The 20,924-nt window shown below is 46.2% G+C and carries 18 protein-coding genes; 13 read left to right on the top strand and 5 right to left on the bottom strand.

Annotated features, from left to right (window positions below; all coding sequences use genetic code 11):
• Window positions 1-5 precede the first annotated feature (5 nt).
• Together BQ8014_RS09780 and BQ8014_RS09775 are read left to right on the top strand one after the other, a co-directional pair.
• Window positions 6-1,343 (top strand): DUF5125 domain-containing protein, encoded by a 1,338-nt coding sequence (locus BQ8014_RS09780; RefSeq protein ID WP_080904177.1) that lies wholly within the window; start codon window positions 6-8, stop codon window positions 1,341-1,343.
• A 76-nt stretch (window positions 1,344-1,419) separates the two neighbouring features.
• Entirely contained in the window at window positions 1,420-3,645 is a 2,226-nt protein-coding gene (locus tag BQ8014_RS09775) for a glycoside hydrolase family 3 C-terminal domain-containing protein (RefSeq protein ID WP_080904176.1), read from the top strand.
• A gap of 780 nt (window positions 3,646-4,425) precedes the next feature.
• Here the strand turns inward: BQ8014_RS09775 and tatC are convergent.
• Both tatC and BQ8014_RS09765 read right to left on the bottom strand, forming a co-directional pair.
• Window positions 4,426-5,265, bottom strand: coding sequence for a twin-arginine translocase subunit TatC (tatC, locus tag BQ8014_RS09770; RefSeq protein ID WP_080904175.1), 840 nt, complete (start codon window positions 5,263-5,265; stop codon window positions 4,426-4,428).
• 6 nt (window positions 5,266-5,271) lie between these two features.
• A complete protein-coding gene (locus BQ8014_RS09765; RefSeq protein ID WP_080904174.1) occupies window positions 5,272-5,472 on the bottom strand; it encodes a Sec-independent protein translocase subunit TatA/TatB in 201 nt (66 codons plus the stop codon).
• Between the two features lie 138 nt (window positions 5,473-5,610).
• On the opposite strand from BQ8014_RS09765, the gene fabD reads away from it, so the two are divergent.
• The 5 genes from fabD to BQ8014_RS09740 all read left to right on the top strand — a co-directional run bounded on the left by fabD (window position 5,611) and on the right by BQ8014_RS09740 (window position 11,842).
• A complete protein-coding gene (gene fabD, locus BQ8014_RS09760) occupies window positions 5,611-6,492 on the top strand; it encodes an ACP S-malonyltransferase (RefSeq protein ID WP_080905911.1) in 882 nt (293 codons plus the stop codon).
• Window positions 6,493-6,587: 95 nt separating this feature from the next.
• On the top strand, window positions 6,588-7,268 hold the full coding sequence (queC, locus tag BQ8014_RS09755) for a 7-cyano-7-deazaguanine synthase QueC (protein WP_080904173.1): 681 nt from the start codon (window positions 6,588-6,590) through the stop codon (window positions 7,266-7,268).
• An 11-nt stretch (window positions 7,269-7,279) separates the two neighbouring features.
• A complete protein-coding gene (gene queF, locus BQ8014_RS09750; RefSeq protein WP_080904172.1) occupies window positions 7,280-7,753 on the top strand; it encodes a preQ(1) synthase in 474 nt (157 codons plus the stop codon).
• 145 nt (window positions 7,754-7,898) lie between these two features.
• Window positions 7,899-8,579 carry a 3-keto-disaccharide hydrolase gene (locus BQ8014_RS09745; protein ID WP_369808826.1) on the top strand — a complete coding sequence of 227 codons (681 nt, stop codon included), beginning with the start codon at window positions 7,899-7,901 and terminating at the stop codon, window positions 8,577-8,579.
• Between the two features lie 851 nt (window positions 8,580-9,430).
• A complete protein-coding gene (locus BQ8014_RS09740; RefSeq protein ID WP_080904170.1) occupies window positions 9,431-11,842 on the top strand; it encodes a TonB-dependent receptor in 2,412 nt (803 codons plus the stop codon).
• A 124-nt stretch (window positions 11,843-11,966) separates the two neighbouring features.
• Here BQ8014_RS09740 and BQ8014_RS09735 read toward each other — a convergent pair whose 3' ends face one another.
• Complete coding sequence (locus BQ8014_RS09735; protein WP_080904169.1) at window positions 11,967-13,166, bottom strand: L-serine ammonia-lyase; 1,200 nt, start codon at window positions 13,164-13,166, stop codon at window positions 11,967-11,969.
• A 94-nt stretch (window positions 13,167-13,260) separates the two neighbouring features.
• The gene (locus tag BQ8014_RS09730; protein WP_080905910.1) at window positions 13,261-13,761 is read right to left on the bottom strand and encodes a UpxY family transcription antiterminator; all 501 of its coding nucleotides are present in this window, start codon (window positions 13,759-13,761) and stop codon (window positions 13,261-13,263) included.
• Between the two features lie 130 nt (window positions 13,762-13,891).
• Here BQ8014_RS09730 and BQ8014_RS09725 point away from each other — a divergent pair, with 130 nt between their 5' ends.
• From BQ8014_RS09725 to BQ8014_RS09700, 6 genes are all read left to right on the top strand, one after another.
• On the top strand, window positions 13,892-15,214 hold the full coding sequence (locus BQ8014_RS09725; RefSeq protein WP_080904168.1) for a Gfo/Idh/MocA family protein: 1,323 nt from the start codon (window positions 13,892-13,894) through the stop codon (window positions 15,212-15,214).
• Between the two features lie 136 nt (window positions 15,215-15,350).
• Complete coding sequence (locus BQ8014_RS09720) at window positions 15,351-16,886, top strand: TldD/PmbA family protein (protein WP_080904167.1); 1,536 nt, start codon at window positions 15,351-15,353, stop codon at window positions 16,884-16,886.
• A complete protein-coding gene (locus BQ8014_RS09715; RefSeq protein ID WP_080904166.1) occupies window positions 16,883-18,202 on the top strand; it encodes a TldD/PmbA family protein in 1,320 nt (439 codons plus the stop codon). The genes BQ8014_RS09720 and BQ8014_RS09715 overlap by 4 nt, the downstream gene beginning before the upstream one ends.
• A gap of 365 nt (window positions 18,203-18,567) precedes the next feature.
• On the top strand, window positions 18,568-18,792 hold the full coding sequence (locus tag BQ8014_RS09710; protein ID WP_080904165.1) for a helix-turn-helix domain-containing protein: 225 nt from the start codon (window positions 18,568-18,570) through the stop codon (window positions 18,790-18,792).
• Entirely contained in the window at window positions 18,789-19,103 is a 315-nt protein-coding gene (locus BQ8014_RS09705) for a HipA N-terminal domain-containing protein (RefSeq protein ID WP_080904164.1), read from the top strand. Before BQ8014_RS09710 ends, BQ8014_RS09705 begins: the two co-directional genes overlap by 4 nt.
• Before the next feature lie 11 nt (window positions 19,104-19,114).
• Window positions 19,115-20,053: a HipA domain-containing protein gene (locus BQ8014_RS09700; RefSeq protein ID WP_080904163.1), complete on the top strand. Its 939-nt coding sequence runs from the start codon at window positions 19,115-19,117 to the stop codon at window positions 20,051-20,053.
• A 155-nt stretch (window positions 20,054-20,208) separates the two neighbouring features.
• On the opposite strand, the gene BQ8014_RS09695 is transcribed toward BQ8014_RS09700, so the two are convergent.
• Complete coding sequence (locus BQ8014_RS09695; protein ID WP_080904162.1) at window positions 20,209-20,883, bottom strand: ABC transporter ATP-binding protein; 675 nt, start codon at window positions 20,881-20,883, stop codon at window positions 20,209-20,211.
• Window positions 20,884-20,924 lie beyond the last annotated feature (41 nt).

The following is a 20,924-nucleotide window of genomic DNA, read 5'->3' as shown; positions in this document are numbered from 1 at the left end:
AAGACATGAAAAAACAAATCTATTTATTATGCATGATTTTGTCGGGAGTTCTCCTCTTTAATGCATGTTCGGACGATGACGATGAAAGCAATCCGGGCAACCCGACGATCGAGGTTAAAAACCAGATAGCAACCGCCCAATTCGGAGATAGTCTAAGCTTCAATATAGGCGCCTCCGATCCGGAAGTACCTCTTTCCACCTTAAAAGCGAGACTTTATTTCGGTGAAGAGATGGTTTCCGAAACGGTGATCCGTACAAAAACAAACGGGGATTACAACGGGAAGATATTCATTCCGTACTATAAAGACATACCGAACGGAACAGCGACTTTGAAGTTTGTCCTGCAGAATATTCATCTAACGATCAAAGAGGAAACGATTAACTTGCCGGTTACCCGGCCTGATTATCCATATCTGACACTTGTTGCGGGTGAACAGGAATACCGCATGGAGCGTACGGGATTATACCAATATGAAGCAAAAAAATCTTTCCCGGTAAAGGTATCGGGTTATATCAAAGCGCCGGCAGCGGGGAATGCGGGAAATGAAATAACATTCGGATGGGCGGACAATGCGATCACCCAGGGAGTGACCGCCAATATTCCTTTCTCCAACTCGTCCGCCGGAGAATATGCGATCACATTTAATACGCTTACTTACGAAGCTTCTCCTTTCATCATCGCTTACGCGATCAATGATGTCATACTCGAAAGAATCGACGATAACAATTATAAGGCGGATCTGGAACTGACCAAAGGACAGGAAATGACCATCACCGGTATCGACAATATATCAGACTGGTGGATCGATCCGGACTTCTTCAGTGTCGGCACAGATGGAAAAGTAACCTTCGTCCCGATTAGCGGCAAATACCGTATCACAGCCAATTTCGAGAAAGAATACTTCAAAGTAGAAGCGATGACGGGAAATAATTTCGTTACTTTGCAGGACGACGGGTCAGGCGTTGTATGGATTATCGGTGATAATATCGGCAAACCGTCAGTCGCAACCAACGTAGTCGGCTGGGAACCGAACAATGCGATTTGTATGGCTCCTATCGGAGATAAGAAATATCAGGTGACGCTTATAGCAGGAAAGAGCGTATCGGCGGAGAGTATTAATTTCAAGTTCTTCCATCAGAAAGGATGGGGAGGGGAATTCGGGGCTTCCACCCTGACTACGGATAGTGACCTTATTTTTGTCGGTGACGGGAATAACGGTAGAGACTCCGGAAATCTGGGTATTGTCGAAGGGAAAACCCTTACGCTAGACGCCACTTATGTATTCACGCTGGATGTTTCAAAAGGAAAGGGTGAGGCAAAGTTAACAGTAGAACAAAAATAGGAAATTAGTAACCATAAGACGGGCAGTTCTCAAACTGCCCGTCTTTTAAAAGGAAAAGGAAAAGGAAGTAAACCCTATGCAAAAGACAATTAAAAGTTTTATAGCGATATTGCTGGCCGGTTCTCCGGTTTGCCTGTCCGCTCAGTCATCCGTTCCCGTCTATCTGGACGAGACAAAACCGATAGAACAACGAGTAGAAGACGCACTCTCCAGAATGACGCTGGAAGAAAAAGTAGCCATGTGCCACGCCCAGTCCAAATTCAGTTCGCGGGGAATTCCCCGTTTGGGAATACCGGACAACTGGATGAGCGACGGACCTCACGGGATCCGTGCGGAAGTATTCTGGGACGAATGGGATCAGGCGGGATGGACCAACGATTCCTGCACTGCATTTCCGGCCCTGACCTGCCTGGCGGCTTCCTGGAATCCGGAAATGTCGGCGCTCTACGGCAAATCGATTGGAGAAGAGGCGCGTTACCGGAACAAGAATGTGTTGCTTGGCCCCGGTGTAAACATTTACCGTACGCCGCTGAACGGCCGTAATTTCGAATATATGGGTGAAGATCCCTATTTGTCTTCCCGCATGGTCATACCCTATATACAAGGGGTACAGTCCAATGGAGTAGCCGCCTGCGTCAAACATTTCGCCCTGAATAACCAGGAAACCAATCGCCACACGGTCAACGTCAACATCGATGACCGCACGCTCTATGAAATTTATCTGCCCGCATTCAAGGCGGCCGTTCAAGAAGGAAAAGCCTGGGCGATCATGGGCGCTTATAATAAATACAAAGGCCAATGGTGCGGCCAGAACCAATACCTGCTGAATGATATTCTCCGCGGGGAATGGGGATTTGATGGAGTAGTCGTTTCGGACTGGGGAGGCATAAACAATACCCGGCAGGCCATATACAACGGACTGGATATGGAATTCGGCTCCTGGACGGACGGCCTGAGCGAAGGTACCAGCGATGCATACTCCAATTACTATCTGGCAACTCCTTTCCTCAAACTGCTAAAATCGGGGGAAGTAAAGGAGGAAGAGGTAGATAAGAAAGTACGCAACATTCTCCGGTTGGTTTTCCGCACGACAATGAATACCAAACGTCCCTGGGGTTCATTCGGCACTCCCGAACATGGAGCCGCCGGACGCAAGATAGCCGAGGAAGGCATCGTTCTTTTAAAGAACGAACAGAATCTGCTTCCCATCGACTTAACGAAGGCCAAAAAGATCCTGGTCGTAGGCGAAAATGCCGTCAAAGTGATGACTATCGGCGGGGGAAGTTCTTCCCTGAAAGCCAAGTACGAAATCTCTCCACAGGAAGGAATCAAACAACGCATCGGAAACCAGGCGGAAGTTCTTTTCGCCCGCGGTTATGCCGGGGAAAAGTCTAAGGCGCAGGACGGATTGCAAGTCGGCCAGGATTTAACGGATAACCGTTCGGAGGACGAACTGATTGCCGAAGCCTGCAACCTGGCCAAAGACGCCGACTATGTCCTGTTCATCGGAGGGTTAAACAAAAACGACGGGCAGGATAGTGAGGGCAACGACCGATCCGGCTTGGGATTGCCGTACAATCAGGATAAAGTGATCGGTGCATTGGCAAAGACGAACAAAAATCTCGTTGTCATCAATATCTCCGGAAATGCCGTCGCAATGCCCTGGGTGAATGAAGTTCCCGCAATCGTGCAAGCCTGGTATCTGGGTTCGGAAGCGGGTCATGCCATCGCCTCCATCCTGACCGGCGATGTCAATCCTTCGGGAAAACTGCCTTTTACCTTCCCTGTCAGGTTGGAAGATAACGGAGCTCACAAGCTGGGCGATTACCCAGGGAAGGAAGAAGAAACCTACCGGGAAGGCATCTTTGTCGGATACCGTTGGATCGACAAGGAGAAAATCAAACCCCTTTTCAGCTTCGGACACGGATTGAGTTATACGACCTTCACTTACGGCAAGGTAACGGCCGATAAGAAAGAAATGACTCCGGAACAAACCCTTTCACTCCGTGTGAAAGTGAAAAACACGGGGAACCGGAAAGGAGCCGAAACGGTTCAGCTCTATATCCATGATGACAAATCATCCTTGCCGCGTCCGGTAAAGGAACTGAAAGGATTCAAGAAAGTATTCCTGGAACCCGGAGAAGAACAAGAGGTCGTCTTCACCGTTGACAAAAAAGCGCTGAGTTTCTTCGATCCGGCCAAACATGACTGGATTGCCGAGCCCGGCACATTTGAAGCCTGGGTCGGAGCATCCTCAACAGACATAAAGAGTAAAATAACTTTCAAATTAAATAGTCTTTAAGGTTATCAGATTCAGTTAATAACCAAAATCCTTAACTATAAAAAAATCAAACCATTAATAGTGAATATTGAATTTTCCGGACAGGTAAGTCCAAGGAAAGAGGGTGAACATCATTCGATGCACCCTCTTTTTATTTTCCACCCTTGCCCTACTCCACATATCACTCAATCCTGGCATCAAGAGAATATCAAAAATTAGGGAAATAATAATAGGTTATTCATCCGTTTTATTAATAAACAACTTATTATGAAAGTTCAGTACCCCATTTTCATAGAAGGGAAAATCCAATAAATATAATTGTACAATCTTATCTTAGTGCGAATCGGGATACGAGTAGACCATATAGCCGAGCCCATTCCAATAAACGCATACCCATTTGTTCGGCGGAGTGCTCTCACTCCATCGTGTTGGAATTGCCTATCCTTAAAAAGGATAAGCATTGCGAGGCGGGAGCTTCGCTTTTATCACCGAAGGAAGCTAGAGCTTCCGCCGAACATAACTGGTAGTTTGCCCTGTTCACCGAACTCAATTTAGTGTTTGATGGCTATAGAACACGTGTTTCACAGCCGTAAAACACGTGTTCGACAGCTGTGAAACACGTGTTCGACAGCTGTAAAACACCCAATCAGATGAGATAAAAATGACAGAGAAGTATGTATCTGAATGAAAGTCAATATACAGGTATTCCGTTTTCCCGCTGTTGACCGGAAAAGGGCGAAAAAAAGAGGGCGCTCGCTGTTCGGCGGCACCCTCTTCTTCTATTTTATAAAAATAGAATCTTTATTCCCGGGAAGGCAGGACTTCTTCTTCTTCATCCTCGTCATCCTCTTCTTCTTTCGGCGCTTTCTTGACAAACAAGGCGCTTAATTCAAATAATCCGTATAATGGTAAGAATACGATCGACAGGGTGAACGGATCGCTGCTCGGCGTAATCAAAGCCGCAGCAACCAATAACCCGACAATGGCATGGCGCCTGTATTTGTGAAAGAAGGAACGGTTCAAGAGCCCTAATTTGGACAATAGCCAAGATACCAAAGGCATCTCAAAAACGATGCCCATAATAAAAATCAGCATCAGGAAATTATCCATGTATGAATCGAGGGATACTTGTTCGACAATCGCTGCACTCAGTTGAAAGGTAATCAGGAACCGCAGGGTCATAGGAAATACCAAAAAATAACCCACGGCGCATCCCGTAAAAAACATCACCGTTCCAAAGACGAAGACCCAACGGACGTTCTTCTTCTCATTCTCGTATAAAGCAGGACTGACAAACCGCCAGACTTCAAACATCAGATAAGGAAAAGCCAAGACTAAGGCGAACCAAAAGGAAGAGGTCATGTAAGTAAAAAATTGCGACGCCAATTTAATATTGACTACATCGACATGAAAATTATCGTCGCAGAAATCCGGAATGAAAGAAAAATGCGAACTAATGTTACACATCAACCTATATATGACAAAATCCGAGGAACACGGCGCCATAATCACTTTATCGAAGAGATAAGGCATAACCGCTAATCCGAGAATCGTAAATATAAAAAGCGCCAGTATAACACGAAATAAAGTCCAACGAAGTTCTTCCAGGTGATCCCAGAATGACATTTCTTTCTCCTGCATCGCCCCTTATTTCTTATCCGAATCCGTATCGTCTACTTTAATATCGTCTTCCAGCCCTTTTACTCCGTCTTTAAAATTCTTCACTCCTTTACCTATTCCTTTCATTAATTCGGGAATTTTCTTTCCACCGAACAAGAGAAGTACAATGATAGCAATAATGATTATCTCACCAGTGCCTAAATTTCCGATAAATAGTAATTGATCCATGTTTTTTTAGTATAAAATTACAGTTTAATATATGTATCCTGTAGGCAAAGATACGATTTGAAATAATACCCACTTCTATATATCCTAAAATTATTACTTTTGCAGAATATAAAAATAATAAAAATAGATTATCAAAAAATGAAGGCGTATGTATTCCCCGGTCAGGGCGCACAGTTTGTCGGTATGGGAAAAGACCTGTATGACAACAGTTCTCTGGCTAAAGAGCTTTTTGAAAAAGCAAATGATATTCTCGGATTCCGTATCACAGACCTGATGTTTGCCGGTACGGACGAAGATTTAAAACAAACAAAAGTCACCCAACCCGCAGTTTTCTTGCATTCCGTTATCTTACAAAAGACGTTAGGTACGGATTTCCAACCCGATATGGTAGCCGGGCATTCCCTCGGAGAATTTTCCGCATTGGTTACCTCCGGCGCCTTATCATTCGAAGACGGCCTGAAACTGGTTTCCAAAAGGGCGCAGGCCATGCAGAAGGCTTGTGAGGCACAGCCCTCCACAATGGCGGCAGTATTGGCTTTGCCGGATGAAACTGTTGAAAAAGTCTGCGCCGGAATTACGGATGAGATCGTCGTTTGCGCCAACTATAACTGTCCGGGACAAATCGTCATATCCGGGACGGAACGCGGCATCGAACTGGCTTGCGAACAATTGCTGGCCGCCGGAGCCAAACGGGCATTGAAACTAAAGGTAGGCGGAGCGTTCCACTCCCCGCTGATGGAGCCAGCCCGCGCCGAACTGGCCGCTGCTATCGAAAACACAACCTTCAACCGGCCGGTATGTCCGGTCTACCAGAACGTCAATGCAAAGCCGGAAACCGATCCGGAGAGCATACAGAAGAACTTGATCGCCCAGTTGACCGCTCCGGTGAAATGGACGCAAACCGTACAGAATATGATTGCCGACGGAGCGGACCACTTCATTGAATTAGGGCCGGGCGCCGTATTGCAGGGCTTGATAAAGAAAGTAAATAAGGACGTTCTGACCGAAGGGAAACAGTAACGCATCCTGCCGAAAGGCCGCAAGCTCTTTTAAAAGTAAGTTTGCGGCCTTCTTCCCACGTGTGCTTGACTACCACGATATAAAAAACAAGAAAAATGAATAAAAACAATTCCGCATTAGTCTGCTTTTCCGGCGGGCAAGATTCGACAACCTGCCTGTTCTGGGCAAAGGAACAGTTCACCGAAGTAGAATCCGTCTGTTTTACCTACGGACAGAAACATGCAATCGAAATTGAAATCGCCCGAAAGATAGCACAGGAAGCGAACGTTCCTTTCCAAGTGCTCGACCTTTCGTTGCTTAGTCAGATTACCGGCAGTTCATTGACGGATTCCAGCATACCCATGGATGAGGTACAGCCGGCCGGCGGTTATCCGAACACCTTTGTTCCGGGACGAAACATGCTTTTCCTCACCTTTGCCGCCGTCCTGGCGAGAAGCAAAGGTATTTTCAATCTGGTCACCGGCGTTTCCCAGACAGACTACAGCGGTTATCCGGACTGCCGGGACACTTTCATCCGTTCCTTGAATGTGACGTTGAACCTGGCTATGGACGAACAATTTGTCATCCATACCCCGCTGATGCGCCGGGACAAGGCGGAGACATGGGAATTGGCCGACGAACTGGGCGTATTCGACCTCGTCCGTACCCAAACGCTGACTTGCTACAACGGCATTCCAGCGGACGGTTGCGGCCACTGCCCCGCCTGCAAACTTCGCGCCGAAGGACTGAAGCGTTATCTGAGCAGAAGAAAAACATCCAATAAGGTTACACATTAAATAGATTCGCCATGGAAGAGCCGAACAAATTGCAGCATTTAGGAAAACCGACGGTTTACTATTCCGACTATGCTCCGCAGGTCTTGGAGACCTTTGCCAATAAACATCCCGAAAATGATTATTGGGTGCATTTCGATTGCCCCGAATTTACAAGCCTTTGCCCGATTACCGGCCAGCCGGATTTCGCCACCATCTACATCGATTACATCCCGGACCTGCGGATGGTAGAAAGCAAAAGCCTGAAACTCTATCTTTTCAGCTTCCGCAACCACGGGGCCTTTCACGAAGACTGCGTGAACATCATCATGAAAGACCTAATCCGGTTGATGGAGCCCAAATACATCGAAGTCAAAGGCGTCTTTACCCCCCGGGGAGGAATCAGTATCCATCCGTACAGCAATTACGGCCGTCCGGGAACAAAATTCGAATCACTGGCTGAAAACCGGTTATTTAATTACCGCCCCGAGAACAATATATACAAATGATTCCATACCTTTACGGCATTATATTAACTTTTAAAAGACAAATATGAATAAGAAAAATCAATGGATAAAGGTAGCGTTTGCCTTTATCATTTGCACCGTAAGCACCTCTCTGCAAGCTCAAAAAGAGTATCCAAAGCCGGGACAAATGAAACCGGACATGTCGGAATTCTGGACGCCACAACCCCCGGTAGTCACTCCGGGAGATATCCGCACCTTTAGCGCTCCCTCGGATGCAATCGTACTTTTCGACGGGAAAGACTTGTCCGCCTGGGAGAACACAAAAGGCGAACCGGCAGACTGGACCGTAAAAGGCGGCGTTTTTACCGTCAAGAAATCAGCCGGAGATATCCGGACCAAACAAAAATTCGAGAATTTCCAACTCCATATCGAATGGCAGATTCCTGAAAACATCACCGGCTCAAGCCAGGCACGGGGAAACAGTGGGATTTTCCTGCAAGGAATGTACGAGATCCAGGTATTGGACAATTATCAGAACGAAACCTATGCCAACGGACAAGCCGGAAGTGTATATAAGCAGGCGACTCCTTTAGCTAACGCCATGCGCAAACCGGGTGAATGGAATGTATACGATATCATTTATTCCGCTCCCGTATTCAAAGAAGACGGCACTTACCGCATTCCTCCGCGCGTCACCTTGATTCAAAACGGAATCGTTTTGCAGAACAACACGACGATCCTCGGCACTACGGAATATATCGGCTTCCCGAGAGTAGTGAAACATGGCGCCGGCCCTATCATTTTGCAGAGCCACGGCGACCCCAGCGAGCCCATCAGTTTCCGCAATATCTGGATTCGGGAACTCTAAAGTCAAAACATTTTGCTCCTATTGCCGAGGAATATTAAAAGACTCCCTGATACAAAAGTCCGGATTTTCCCAAGTCCGGACTTTTTTGCCTTTCCCTAAGATATCCGATAGATCCAGAAAAAAAAAACTGTTTCTTATAAAAAGTGATTCAAGAATCGGGAAATTATATAAAAAAATCACGTAAATTCGCAATCATAATGATTAGCAGGATAAAAAGGGAGAGTCGGACAAGAATCAGCATTGCATGGTTGTTGCTTATAACGCTCATGCCACTCGGTGTAGTCAAATGCACCCACCATCATGATTCTGCTTCTCATCAGTCAAGCTGCCAACATCATTCCGATGGAGAAGGCAACTCTCAGGATTCCTGCCTTATTTGCCATTTTACCTTATCTCCCTTTATTCAATCCGATCCTTTTCACATTGTATTTATAGCGGAACTCCTTCCTTACGAGGTTCCGGTTTACTTGAGTAGAGCGACATTCCATGTTTCCTATTTCCATGGTTTGCGTGCACCTCCCGTCATTGCCTGATACATATTTATCTTAGTAACTTTTTAAATTTTCCGAAAGCATTTTAAGAAAGACAATTTCGTTATTTGTTTGTCCTGTTTTTGTGTATTTGCTCCCTTTGCTCAGCTCAAATAGCCCGCTATTTTCGCTTTACAAATGTATCAACTACCCTAAAAACAGAGCTAAATAAATGAATGAGCAAAATTTAAACAGTTACTTAATGTTCTCTGTATATATCATATAAGAGACGATTCCGTATATCGGAAATAAAAACATTTATTAAATAAAGTCAGGATTCAAATATCTTATTTGGATCTTGAACATCATAAATATATAATAATGAAAACTATATATATCATTATCTTATTTGTCTTCTCCGTGGGAACTATATTTGCAAATTCTCCGGCCGGAAGCAAATCATTGAGCGGAAAGGTCACAGACAAAATAGATGGAAATGCACTCATCGGGGTAAACCTATATTTTCCCGAATTAAAAACAGGGGCCATCACCGATGAGCAAGGCAATTACAAGATAACCGGTCTACCCGCTATAAAAACAATTCTGCAGGTAAGTTATCTGGGACACCAAACTATTGTACAAACAGTGGATTTGAAAACGACCGAGACGCTTGATTTTATATTAAAAGAATCCAATGCTACCATGAATGAAGTGGTAATTACCGCATTGACAGGAAATTCCCTGAAAAAGCAAACCCCATCTCCGGTTTCTTATGTATCCCAAAGAGAGTTGAAGCAACAATCATCTACCAATATTATAGATGCGGTAGCCAAACAACCCGGCGTATCGCAAATAACAACAGGCAGCAGCATTTCCAAACCGGTGATCCGTGGATTAGGCTATAACAGGGTAGTTGTTGTTAATGATGGCATACGCCAGGAAGGACAACAATGGGGAGATGAACATGGGATTGAAATTGATGCACAGAGTGTCTACGCCGTTGAAATATTGAAAGATCCCGGCAGCTTGATTTACGGCTCGGATGCCATGGCCGGTGTCCTCAATTTCATCTCGGAGCCGATCTTGCCTCCGGGTTCGATAAAAGCCAATGTAGCTACGGAATACCAAACAAATAATGGGTTGTTTAACTATTCTCTGAATACTGCAGGCAATCAAAACGGCTTTGTATGGAACTGGAGGTATAGCGATAAAATGGCACACTCCTATAAAAATAAATATGACGGATATGTTTACAATTCAGGTTTCATGGAGAAAGCGGTATCCGGTTTGTTAGGCATAAACCGAAATTGGGGATATTCACATCTTACGCTCGACTACTATCATCTTACTCCGGGAATAATAGAAGGAGACCGGGATGAAGAGACCGGCAAATTCCTCAAGCCGGTTATTGTAGACGGAGAGGAAGGAGAGGCAATCGCAACGGATAAAGACAGTAAATCATATAGCCATCAGATGCCTTATCAGCAAATCTATCATTATAAGGCCGTATCCAACAGCAATATAATCATAGGAAAAGGGAGCCTTCGGACTATCATCGGTTATCAACAAAACCGTCGCCAGGAATTTGAAGAGATTGCATCTCCTGATGATTACGGGCTTTATTTCCAGTTACATACCATAAACTACGACGTACGCTATTCACTACCTTATATTAACGGTTACAAAATAGTAACAGGAGTGAACGGAATGTATCAGAAGTCCCTTAATAAAGGGACCGAATTCCTTATTCCCGAATATAATCTGTTTGACCTTGGCGCATTCGTTTTGGTAAGCCGGAATTTTAATAGGCTGGATGTAAGCGGCGGCATACGCCTCGATCGTCGCAATACACATGGCGAGCCGTTATATTTAAATGAAGACGAGGAGGTCGTGGATCAGAATGAGGCCGGAGCAGAAGAAAAATTCACCAACTTTTCCCGTCATTTCTTCGGAATCAGCGGTAGTTTAGGATTGGCTTATCAGTTAACCGATTCATGGTATACCAAATTGAATCTGTCAAGAGGCTTCAGGGCGCCCAATATCAGTGAACTCGCATCGAACGGCGTACACGAAGGTACGGTACGGTATGAGAAAGGAAATACGGAATTAAAAGCCGAGAACAGTTGGCAAATCGATTGGGAAGTAGGATATTCCTCTCCATGGGTGTCGGGAGAACTTTCGCTATTTGCCAATCGGATCAATAATTATATTTTCTCTCATAAACTGCTCGGCGATAATGGGGACGATTTGCTGACTGAAGGCTATCGAACATACCAGTTCGTATCGGGTGATGCCCGTATATTAGGAGGAGAAGCAAGCATTGACATACATCCGGTAGAACGGTTGCATTTTCAGAACACATTCTCGTATGTAAATTCAGTTCAGTCCGATCAACCTGATTCCAGTAAATATCTTCCTTTTACGCCTGCGCCTAAATGGATTTCCGATCTCCGGTATGATCTTATACGACATGGCAAAATACTGAATAACACCTATATATCATTAGGTATAGAACATAATATGAGGCAAGATCATGTCTATTCCGCATTCGGAACTGAAACAGTAACGCCGTCGTATACCTTGCTTAATGCCTCGTTCGGTACGGATTTTGTCCACAAAGGACATACCTTGGCCTCTTTATACTTTACAGCCAACAATCTGACAAACAAAGCTTATCAGAACCATTTGAGCCGGTTGAAATACACCGACGAAAATCTGGTAACCGGAAGGCCAGGTATCTTTAATATGGGGCGTAATTTCGGGATCAAACTGATTGTTCCGCTTAGTTTCTAAAATAATAATAAAAGAGGGTATAAAAAATTCTTCCGTTTTTAGACAAAGTCCGGGCTTAGGGAAGCCCGGACTTTTTTTCTTCTCCGGCAGAAGGGTGACGCTCTCCCTCTCTCCCCATGCTCGTTTATTCGTATTTCTTTGCCAAACCTCCCTCAGAGGTCTCCTTGTATAAGCTGGGCAGATCATTGCCGGTCTGCCGCATAACTTCAACTACCTGATCGAAACTTACCCGATGTTTCCCGTCCGAAAATGTGGCAAAAGTATTGGCATCCAACGCCCGGGCGGCGGCAAAAGCATTTCGCTCAATACAGGGAATCTGTACCAAGCCGTCCACCGGGTCGCAGGTTAGTCCCAGATGATGCTCCAATCCCATTTCCGCCGCATACTCGATTTGTGCCGGCGTCCCGCCGAAAAGCTGACAGGCGGCCGCGGCCGCCATCGCACAGGCAACGCCGACTTCTCCCTGGCAACCCACGTCAGCACCCGAAATAGAGGCGTTGGTACGTACTACATTGCCGAACAAACCGGCAGTCGCCAAGGCGCGCAAGATGCGGGAGTCGCGAAATTCACGGCTTTCCCTTAAATGATATAAGACCGCAGGAATCACTCCGCAGGAACCGCAGGTAGGCGCCGTCACAATTCGTCCGCCGGCAGCATTCTCCTCCGATACGGCCAAAGCATAGGCATAAACCAGTCCCCGGCTTTTTACACTGGCGGTATATCCCTTGGCCCGGATCATATAATCGGAGGCTTTCCGGCGAAGATTCAAACTTCCGGGAAGTACGCCCTCCGCTTCCAAACCGCGTTTGATAGCATCCTGCATGACCTGCCAGACTTCCGCCAGATAGTCCCATATTTCTTCCCCCTCACATAAAGAAACGTATTCCCAATAGGCATGGCCTGTTTCGTAGCACCATTGCTCGATCTCCCGGATAGTATGCATCGCATAGACCTCCTTTGCCTCCTGTTCGTTGAATGATTCGTTGGCTAAAGTGCCGCCGCCGATACTGAAAACCGTCCATGATTCCTTTTTATTTCCTTTGCCATCGAACGATTCGAAAAGCATGCCGTTCGGGTGGAAGGGCAGTACAATCTGAGGCTCCCACAATATTTCAGTCTGGGCAACCGGTTCCAGCACGGCAAGGATAGCCCGATTGGTCAAGTGCCCTTTTCCCGTCGCAGCCAAGCTGCCGTAAAGGGTTACCCGAAACCGTGCAGCATCCGAATTACGTTCCAAAAACATCAATGCAGCCCGGCGAGGCCCCATTGTATGGCTGCTCGAAGGACCCTGTCCGATCCGAAAGACCTGTTTAATTGATTCCATATATATAATATACCTAAAACCGAATTGAGAAAAAGAGACCTTCCGGTTTCCTTATACAAAACTACACAATAAAAGTCACAAAATCGATGAATAGCTACCTTTTCAATAGTCTGTCTATCCGCGCTACGGATCCGGTTTTTACACAAACAGTCGCTCCTAATTGTTCAATATATAAGAGAAGATAATCCTTTCTGATTTTCCGGATTTTCCCCGAAACATGTTTCATCACCCCGGCAAGGATTTCCACTTCATCCCCCGAGCATAAAGGCTGTTCGGCCGCTTGTTCCAGAAAGGCCTGGATCGTATCGATCTCCTTCTGGCGGAGGACTGCCGGTTTATCACAATAAAAGACAATCCGTACTACCCCCGGTATCTTTAGGTAGGTCCGCAATTCCGTATCCGTCGTTCTGACAAACAGATAGGAATTATAGAGAGGGATATCCACCATCTTGACCCGGTCCGACCAGACACGGGGAGTCCGGTGCAAGGGCAAAAAGCATTCCCCCCCCCCCATCTCGATCCGTTCTTTCACTTTCTTTTCCGCCCGTGGAGCCGTATATAAGACAAACCATTCCGTTTGTTGTTTTAGAGACATATTTTTGTTATTTTGTAAAAAAAATAAAGCTTTCATTCACAGAAGCCAAAAATAAGAGTTTTTTTTGTAATATTGCACTTTAGTGTTAACGCGCACAGAGTATATTATTATATAATTCGACCAAAAATCCATGAAAAGAAGAAATTTTATTCAAAAAACGGCACTCTCCGTTGCCGGATTCGGCTTAGCACCCCTCATCGGCAATTCCTATCAATCGGTATACGGCGCCACCGCTCCGAGCAATAAGGTAAAAGTAGCCCTGATCGGTTGCCGGGGCATGGGATATTCCGATTTGAGCACTTTTCTGAAGTATCCGGAAGTAGAATGCATCGCCCTTTGTGACGTCGACGACGAATGGCTCAACAAACGGGCGGCAGACGTAGAAAAGGCCACCGGGAAAAAAGTGAAAAATCTCTACAAAGACTGGCGAAAAGTAATTGAGAACAAAGACGTGGACGTAGTCATTATCGGAACCCCCGACCATTGGCATTGCCTTCCGACCATCTACGCTTGCCAGGCGGGCAAAGACGTATACGTAGAGAAACCATTGTCCAATACGATCGAAGAATGCGAACTGATGCTCAAGGCCGCCCGCAAATACGACCGGGTTGTCCAGGTTGGCCAATGGCAGCGCAGCGATCCGCATTGGAACGAGGCCGCCGCCTTTATCCGTGAAGGAAACATCGGACGGGTACGTACCGTAAAAGTATGGGCCTACCAGTCGGGCAAACCGACGCTGCCCGTCAAGCCGGATTCCCCGGTACCTCCCGGTGTAGACTATGACATGTGGCTGGGCCCGGCTCCCAAGCGTCCGTTCAATATCTACCGTTTCCACTACAATTTCCGTTTCTTCTGGGATTATGCCGGGGGATTGATGTCGGACTGGGGCGTCCACCTGCTGGACTATGCTTTGGAAGGCATGGGCGTCGGACTTCCGTCCAAGGTCTTTTCCGGAGGCGGCAAATTCGCCTATCCGAATGATGCAATGGAGACACCGGATACATTGATGGCCATTTATGCCTATGACGATTTTAATATTGTCTGGGATCATGCCTGCGGCATCGACCACGGATTGTTCGACCGCCGGGAAGCGCTGGCGTTCTATGGAGAAAACGGAACCCTGGTACTCGACCGGGGAGGCTGGGAAGTCATTCCCGAATATTCCGGCAAAGAGGCGCGCATGGAGGCTGTCCCTCTGAAGAAAGGCGAAGGAAAGGGATTATACAATCATGTCGGTAACTTCCTTGATTGCATGAAAAGCCGTAACCGGCCGGCCGCCGACATCGAAATCGGTTCGCGCGTAGCCATCCTCTCCCATCTGGCGAACATCTCTTGCCGGGTAGGCCGGGAAGTACGCTGGGATGAGGCGAACCACCTGTTTGTCAATGATCCGGAAGCAACTGCTTTATCGAAGGCCGTCTACCGGGCGCCTTGGAAACTACCGCAGTTCTAAGTAAAAAACAAAGCGATTTTGTCATTTATTTGGCGGAAAATAAGTTTCTTTGTATTCATCTTAAAATCCGTTTCAGGATTGATGAATACAAAGAAACGCTTTTTAGTACCTATATATCAACCCTAAAGTACGTAATATGAGTTTAAACAGACGCGACTTTATAAAAAAAGGAAGTATGGCCATGATAGGAAGCTTGGCGGTCCCCTCCTTCTTGGGAAGCTGGACCGGAAGCAAAGAAGACAAGGCGGCCGCCATCTCTTTTGCACTCGATTATTTCGGCATTAATGAAACCGATTTAAAAAAAGTTCTGGCCGCAGCATTGGAAAAAGGAGGCGACTATGCCGACCTGTTTTTCGAACACAGTTATTATAATAACATCGGACTACAGGACGGATCCGTTAACCGCGCCTCTTCGAGCATCGATTTCGGAATGGGAGTAAGGGTATTGGCCGGCAACCAGACCGGCTATGCCTATGTAGAGGATGTAGCGCTGCCCGAAATGCTGAAAGCCGCCCATACGGCGGCAAGGATCGCTACCGGAACTTCCGGAAAAGCAGCGGTCAATCTAACCGAATTGCCGGGCTCGAACCATTTCTATGCGGTAAAGACCGCTTGGGACGAGCTGTCGGTCAAAGAGAAAACACCCTACCTGCAAAAGCTCAACGACCGGATCTTCGCATTGGACAACCGGGTAACCAAAGTTTCCGCCGGATTGGGTGATACGACTTCGCATATCTTCTTCTGCAATTCGGAGGGACAAATGTTTTACGATTACCGCCCGATGGTTACGCTCTACGCCCAATGTATCATGACGGAAAACGATAAGATCGAGAACTCCTTCGCCTCCCGTTCTTTCCGTATGGGAGCGGAATTCCTGACCGACGAGCGGATGGAAGAAGTGGCCCAGGAAGCTGTCCGGAAGACGGCGCTTCTTTTCCAGGCCATCAAGCCGAAAGGCGGCGAAATGCCGGTAGTGATGGGAGCCGGAGGCTCCGGCATCCTGTTGCATGAAGCCATAGGCCACACCTTCGAAGCAGACTTCAACAGAAAAAACACTTCCATCTTCGCCGACAAGCTGAACAAGAAAGTCTGCGACGAACATATCAACGTGCTGGACGACGGAACAATCCCTTTCAACCGCGGTTCGGTGAATATAGACGACGAGGGCGTCGAAGGGCAGAAGACTTACATCGTACGCGAAGGCATATTGACCAGCTACCTGCACGACCGCATCAGTGCCAAGCATTACGGTGTCCGCCCGACAGGCAACGGCCGGCGCGAATCGTTCCGCATGATGCCGATCCCCCGGATGCGCGCAACCTATATGGAGAATGGCAACTATACCGAAGAAGAGATCATCTCCACGGTAAAACACGGCATCTACGCTGCCAATTTCACGAATGGGCAAGTGCAGATCGGCGCCGGTGACTTTACCTTCTTCGTCAAGGACGGTTACCTGATCGAAAACGGTAAACTGACGCAACCCATCAAAGATATCAACATCATCGGCAACGGCCCGAAGGCGTTGGCGGACATCACCATGGTGGGTAACAATTACAAGATGGATAACGGCACCTGGACGTGCGGAAAAGACGGGCAATCCTGCCCCGTCACCTGCGGGATGCCGTCGGCCTTAGTCAGTAAATTAACGGTAGGAGGAGAAAACGAATGATATCAGCAGAGCACAAGAAATTAGCACAATGGGCGATGGAATTTGCCTTGAAAAATGGGTGCCAGGCAGCCCGCGTAAGCCTGTACAACGGTTCCAACAGTTCCTATGAAATCCGGGATAAAAAGATAGACCGCCTGCAACAGGCGTCCGAAAACGCATTGGCTATCACCCTCTATGTAGACGGAAAATACGGCAACTACTCTACCAACCGGCTTCAGAAAGTCGAACTGGAGAAGTTTATCCGGAACGGCATTGAATCGGCCCGCTTCCTGGCGGAAGACAAGGCGCGCACGCTCCCGGACGCTTCCCTTTATTACAAAGGCGGCAATCCGAACCTGGAATTATACGATGCAAAGTTCGAAACGGTACAGCCGGATAATAAAGTCAAATTGGCGATGGATGTCTGCGATGAGATTATGGGGAAAGACCCCAGGATCATCTCTGCGGAAGCTTCCTACAGCGATGGAGACAATTTCTCGTATCTGATCGCCAGCAACGGATTCGAAGGCGAAAGCCGGTCGTCCTACTATTCCCTGTATGGCGGTGTCAGCATCAAAGGCGACGGAGATGCCCGCCCGCAGGACTATTGGTATGACTCTTCGCTCTATTTCGATACATTGGAAAAGGCCGGCATCGGGCGGAAAGCGCTGGAGCGCGTCACCCGGAAACTGGGACAAAAGAAGGTCGCTTCCGGCAAGATGCCGATGATTGTCGATAACCTGAACGTCAGCCGCCTGCTCTCTCCCGTCCTCAACGCGATCACAGGTTCCGCTATCCAGCAGAAGAACTCCTTCCTGTTGGACAAGCTGAATGAAAAAGTCTTCGGCGACCTGTTCACGTTGACCGACGAACCTCATTTGCCGAAAGCCGTCGGCGCCCGTTACTTTGACGGGGAAGGCGTTGCGACCAAACGGTTGCCTATTTTCGAGAACGGCGTCCTAAAAACCTACTTTATCGACACCTATAATGCAAACAAGCTGGGCGTTCCGCAGACCATCAGTTCTCCTTCGATTGTCACCATGCCCTTGGGTACAAAGGATCTCAACGGCCTGGTCGCTTCGTTGGACAAAGGAATCCTGGTCACCGGCTTCAACGGAGGAAACAGCAATAGCACGACGGGCGATTTCTCCTTCGGAATCGAGGGCTTCCTGGTGGAGAACGGACAATTGGTGCAACCCGTTTCCGAAATGAACATTACGGGAAATTTAATTACCCTCTTCGGGAACCTGGCGGAAGTAGGCAATGATCCCCGGCTCTCATCCAGCCGCCGCATCCCCTCCCTCCTATTCAGCGATGTTAATTTCAGCGGTTTATAAAACGACAAACGAAGTAACAAATCCAAAGGAGGGCTATCCCCAAAGTAGTGATTTGTACAGAAAATTATCGAGTGCACTCGATTTTATCATTGAGTATATTCGATATCAAAAAGGAGTATACTCAATGAATTGAATGAGTATACTCCTTTTTCAGGTCGTCGCAAGGCTCTTTTTGGACATTCAGCCTCTTCTTCCGTCATCGAAACTCATTAGCAAATAAAAAATAATCAAAAATCGTATTATCTGTTAAATTTCCTCCAATAGATAACCCTTCGGGTATCGTTCTTTGGTTTTTCATATTTAAATACCCTCTCGGGTGTTTATTAAATAATATTCTTATATTTGTACCCGAAACGGTATCGAATATGAATAATCTACCATTAAACGAATATGTAAAAACCAAGCGCAAAGCACTTGGATTATCACGTGAAGAGTTCGCACAAAAAGCAGGCGTAGGGCTTCGTTTTCTGCGTGAACTGGAACAAGGGAAAGAAACCCTGAAAATGGACAAAGTAAACCAAGTTTTAAGGCTGTTCGGAATGCAAATCGGTGTTGTACCGATGGACAGGACTAATCTAATAGAGCCATGAAACAAGCCAAGATTTACATGTACAATACATTTGCAGGTATTCTGACGGAGGATGAAAACGGATATAAGTTTGAGTATGATGCGGACTATTTGACCAGCGAAAAAGTGGAACCGATCAGCTTAACTTTACCTCTAACAGACAAGCCTTATATTAGTAATGTATTGCATCCTTTCTTTGACGGACTGATACCCGAAGGATGGCTATTGGATATTGCCGAGAAGAACTGGAAAATAAGTAACCGGGATAGAATGTCTTTACTGCTTGCTTGTTGTAAAGATTGCATTGGTGCTGTTAGCGTTCAACCCTTTTAATCTTAAGTATTATGCAAAGATGTTTATATTGTTATCAGCCACTTGAAGAGGGACAGACAGACTTTCATCCCCAATGTTCAAAGAAAATATTTGGAACTGTTACCCCCCCTGTTCTTCCATACAGTAAAGCAGACATAGAATCATTGGCTTTAGAGGTTGTCCGTTCACAAATAACGATTACGGGCGTACAACCAAAACTTTCTGTCGAGTTAGAGAAGGAAAAAAGCGGAGAGAAGCGTTTTACAATAGTCGGCTTATGGGGAGGCTATATCCTGAAACCTCAAACAGAACAATATGCCAATCTTCCCGAAAATGAAGACTTAACCATGCATTTGGCAGAGTTGACAAAAATAAAAACCGTTCCTCATTCTCTAATACGTTTCAGAGACGGTTCATTGACTTATATCACAAAACGAATCGACCGGGATAAAAAAGGCGGTAAAATTCCAATGGAAGACATGTGCCAATTGACAGAGAAGCTGACAGAACAAAAATATAAGGGTTCACATGAACAAATAGCGAAAAAAATTGTAGAATATTCAGTCTATCCAGTATTGGACTTGATTAATTACTTTGAAGTTCTACTATTCTGCTATCTGACAGGAAATGCAGATATGCATTTGAAGAACTTCTCTCTTTATAAAGGAATGGGGGAATATACATTTGCTCCTGCTTATGATTTATTATCTACGAAATTGGTTATACCCGAAGATAATGAGGAACTGGCTTTGCCCTTAAACGGCAAGAAGCGGAAGCTAAAAAGAGCAGACTTTGATAATCTTCTAAAAAGCTTTAAGGTAGATGGAAAGGCAATTGAAAATGTCTATGATAAATTCAGGAAAGTATTGCCCCAATGGTATGAATTTATAGACATATCTCTTATGCCTGACAAAATGAAGGACGAATATAAACAGCTTATTCTGAATAGGTCTGCAATATTAAACACATAAAAAAGTTCCCGTTCCTTACGATGGAGTACGTTAAAAGTTCTCTTTCTGGCGGCACCACTTTTAGAGAAAGCAAAAAGAAGTAGAGGCTCTTTTTGGACATTTAGCCTCTTCCTCCGTCATACAAAGGCAAATCAACGGAAACGGCATTAAGGATTCTATAACCTTGCTTCCGAAACCAGTTGGCCATCAAACAAGTTGATGATTCGTCCGGCATAACCGGCATCATGCTGGCTGTGCGTGACCATGACGATGGTCGTTCCGTCGCCATTCAGTTCGGTCAGCAAATCCATGACCTCTTTCCCGTTGCGGGAATCCAAATTACCGGTCGGTTCATCGGCAAGGATCAGCTTCGGATTGGCCACGACCGCCCGGGCAATGGCAACCCGTTGTTGCTGTCCACCGGATAGCTGCTGCGGAAAATGCTTTTCACGATGGGTGATCTGCATCCGGTTCATCACCTCGTTTACTTTCCGTTTCCTTTCCGAGGCGGAAACGCCCAAGTAAAGCAGGGGAAGTTCGATGTTTTCAAAGACATTCAATTCATCAATCAGATTAAAACTCTGAAAAACGAAGCCGATCACACCTTTACGCAGCTTGGTACGCTGCGATTCGGTATAGGAGCTCACCTCTACTCCGTTCAGAAAGTATTTTCCTCCGGTCGGATTGTCCAGTAACCCCAGGATGTTCAGCAAGGTGGATTTTCCACAGCCTGAAGGCCCCATAATAGCCACAAATTCACCCTCTTTGATCTGTATGTTGATATTATTCAATGCCCAGGTCTCTACTTCGTCGGTGCGGAATACTTTTTGTAAATCCTCTGTCTTAATCATAACTGTAACGTATTTAAGTTTTATAAAAAAATGAATACTAA

This window comes from Parabacteroides sp. Marseille-P3160 (genome assembly GCF_900162725.1).
Taxonomy (GTDB): Bacteria; Bacteroidota; Bacteroidia; order Bacteroidales; family Tannerellaceae; genus Marseille-P3160.
The sequence above is the reverse complement of the archived record's forward strand: the minus strand, read 5'-3'. Positions and strand labels throughout refer to the sequence as shown.

What these genes read in the sequence shown, in the direction of transcription:
- BQ8014_RS09765 (WP_080904174.1), bottom strand. Translation starts at nt 5,472, where the DNA reads ATGGATCAATTACTATTTATCGGAAATTTAGGCACTGGTGAGATAATC.
- BQ8014_RS09720 (WP_080904167.1), top strand. Translation starts at nt 15,351, where the DNA reads ATGAGTTTAAACAGACGCGACTTTATAAAAAAAGGAAGTATGGCCATG.
- BQ8014_RS09695 (WP_080904162.1), bottom strand. Translation starts at nt 20,883, where the DNA reads ATGATTAAGACAGAGGATTTACAAAAAGTATTCCGCACCGACGAAGTA.
- queF (WP_080904172.1), top strand. Translation starts at nt 7,280, where the DNA reads ATGGAAGAGCCGAACAAATTGCAGCATTTAGGAAAACCGACGGTTTAC.
- fabD (WP_080905911.1), top strand. Translation starts at nt 5,611, where the DNA reads ATGAAGGCGTATGTATTCCCCGGTCAGGGCGCACAGTTTGTCGGTATG.
- BQ8014_RS09725 (WP_080904168.1), top strand. Translation starts at nt 13,892, where the DNA reads ATGAAAAGAAGAAATTTTATTCAAAAAACGGCACTCTCCGTTGCCGGA.
- BQ8014_RS09745 (WP_369808826.1), top strand. Translation starts at nt 7,899, where the DNA reads ATGAAACCGGACATGTCGGAATTCTGGACGCCACAACCCCCGGTAGTC.
- BQ8014_RS09730 (WP_080905910.1), bottom strand. Translation starts at nt 13,761, where the DNA reads ATGTCTCTAAAACAACAAACGGAATGGTTTGTCTTATATACGGCTCCA.
- BQ8014_RS09700 (WP_080904163.1), top strand. Translation starts at nt 19,115, where the DNA reads ATGCAAAGATGTTTATATTGTTATCAGCCACTTGAAGAGGGACAGACA.
- queC (WP_080904173.1), top strand. Translation starts at nt 6,588, where the DNA reads ATGAATAAAAACAATTCCGCATTAGTCTGCTTTTCCGGCGGGCAAGAT.
- BQ8014_RS09735 (WP_080904169.1), bottom strand. Translation starts at nt 13,166, where the DNA reads ATGGAATCAATTAAACAGGTCTTTCGGATCGGACAGGGTCCTTCGAGC.
- tatC (WP_080904175.1), bottom strand. Translation starts at nt 5,265, where the DNA reads ATGCAGGAGAAAGAAATGTCATTCTGGGATCACCTGGAAGAACTTCGT.
- BQ8014_RS09705 (WP_080904164.1), top strand. Translation starts at nt 18,789, where the DNA reads ATGAAACAAGCCAAGATTTACATGTACAATACATTTGCAGGTATTCTG.
- BQ8014_RS09710 (WP_080904165.1), top strand. Translation starts at nt 18,568, where the DNA reads ATGAATAATCTACCATTAAACGAATATGTAAAAACCAAGCGCAAAGCA.
- BQ8014_RS09780 (WP_080904177.1), top strand. Translation starts at nt 6, where the DNA reads ATGAAAAAACAAATCTATTTATTATGCATGATTTTGTCGGGAGTTCTC.
- BQ8014_RS09740 (WP_080904170.1), top strand. Translation starts at nt 9,431, where the DNA reads ATGAAAACTATATATATCATTATCTTATTTGTCTTCTCCGTGGGAACT.
- BQ8014_RS09715 (WP_080904166.1), top strand. Translation starts at nt 16,883, where the DNA reads ATGATATCAGCAGAGCACAAGAAATTAGCACAATGGGCGATGGAATTT.
- BQ8014_RS09775 (WP_080904176.1), top strand. Translation starts at nt 1,420, where the DNA reads ATGCAAAAGACAATTAAAAGTTTTATAGCGATATTGCTGGCCGGTTCT.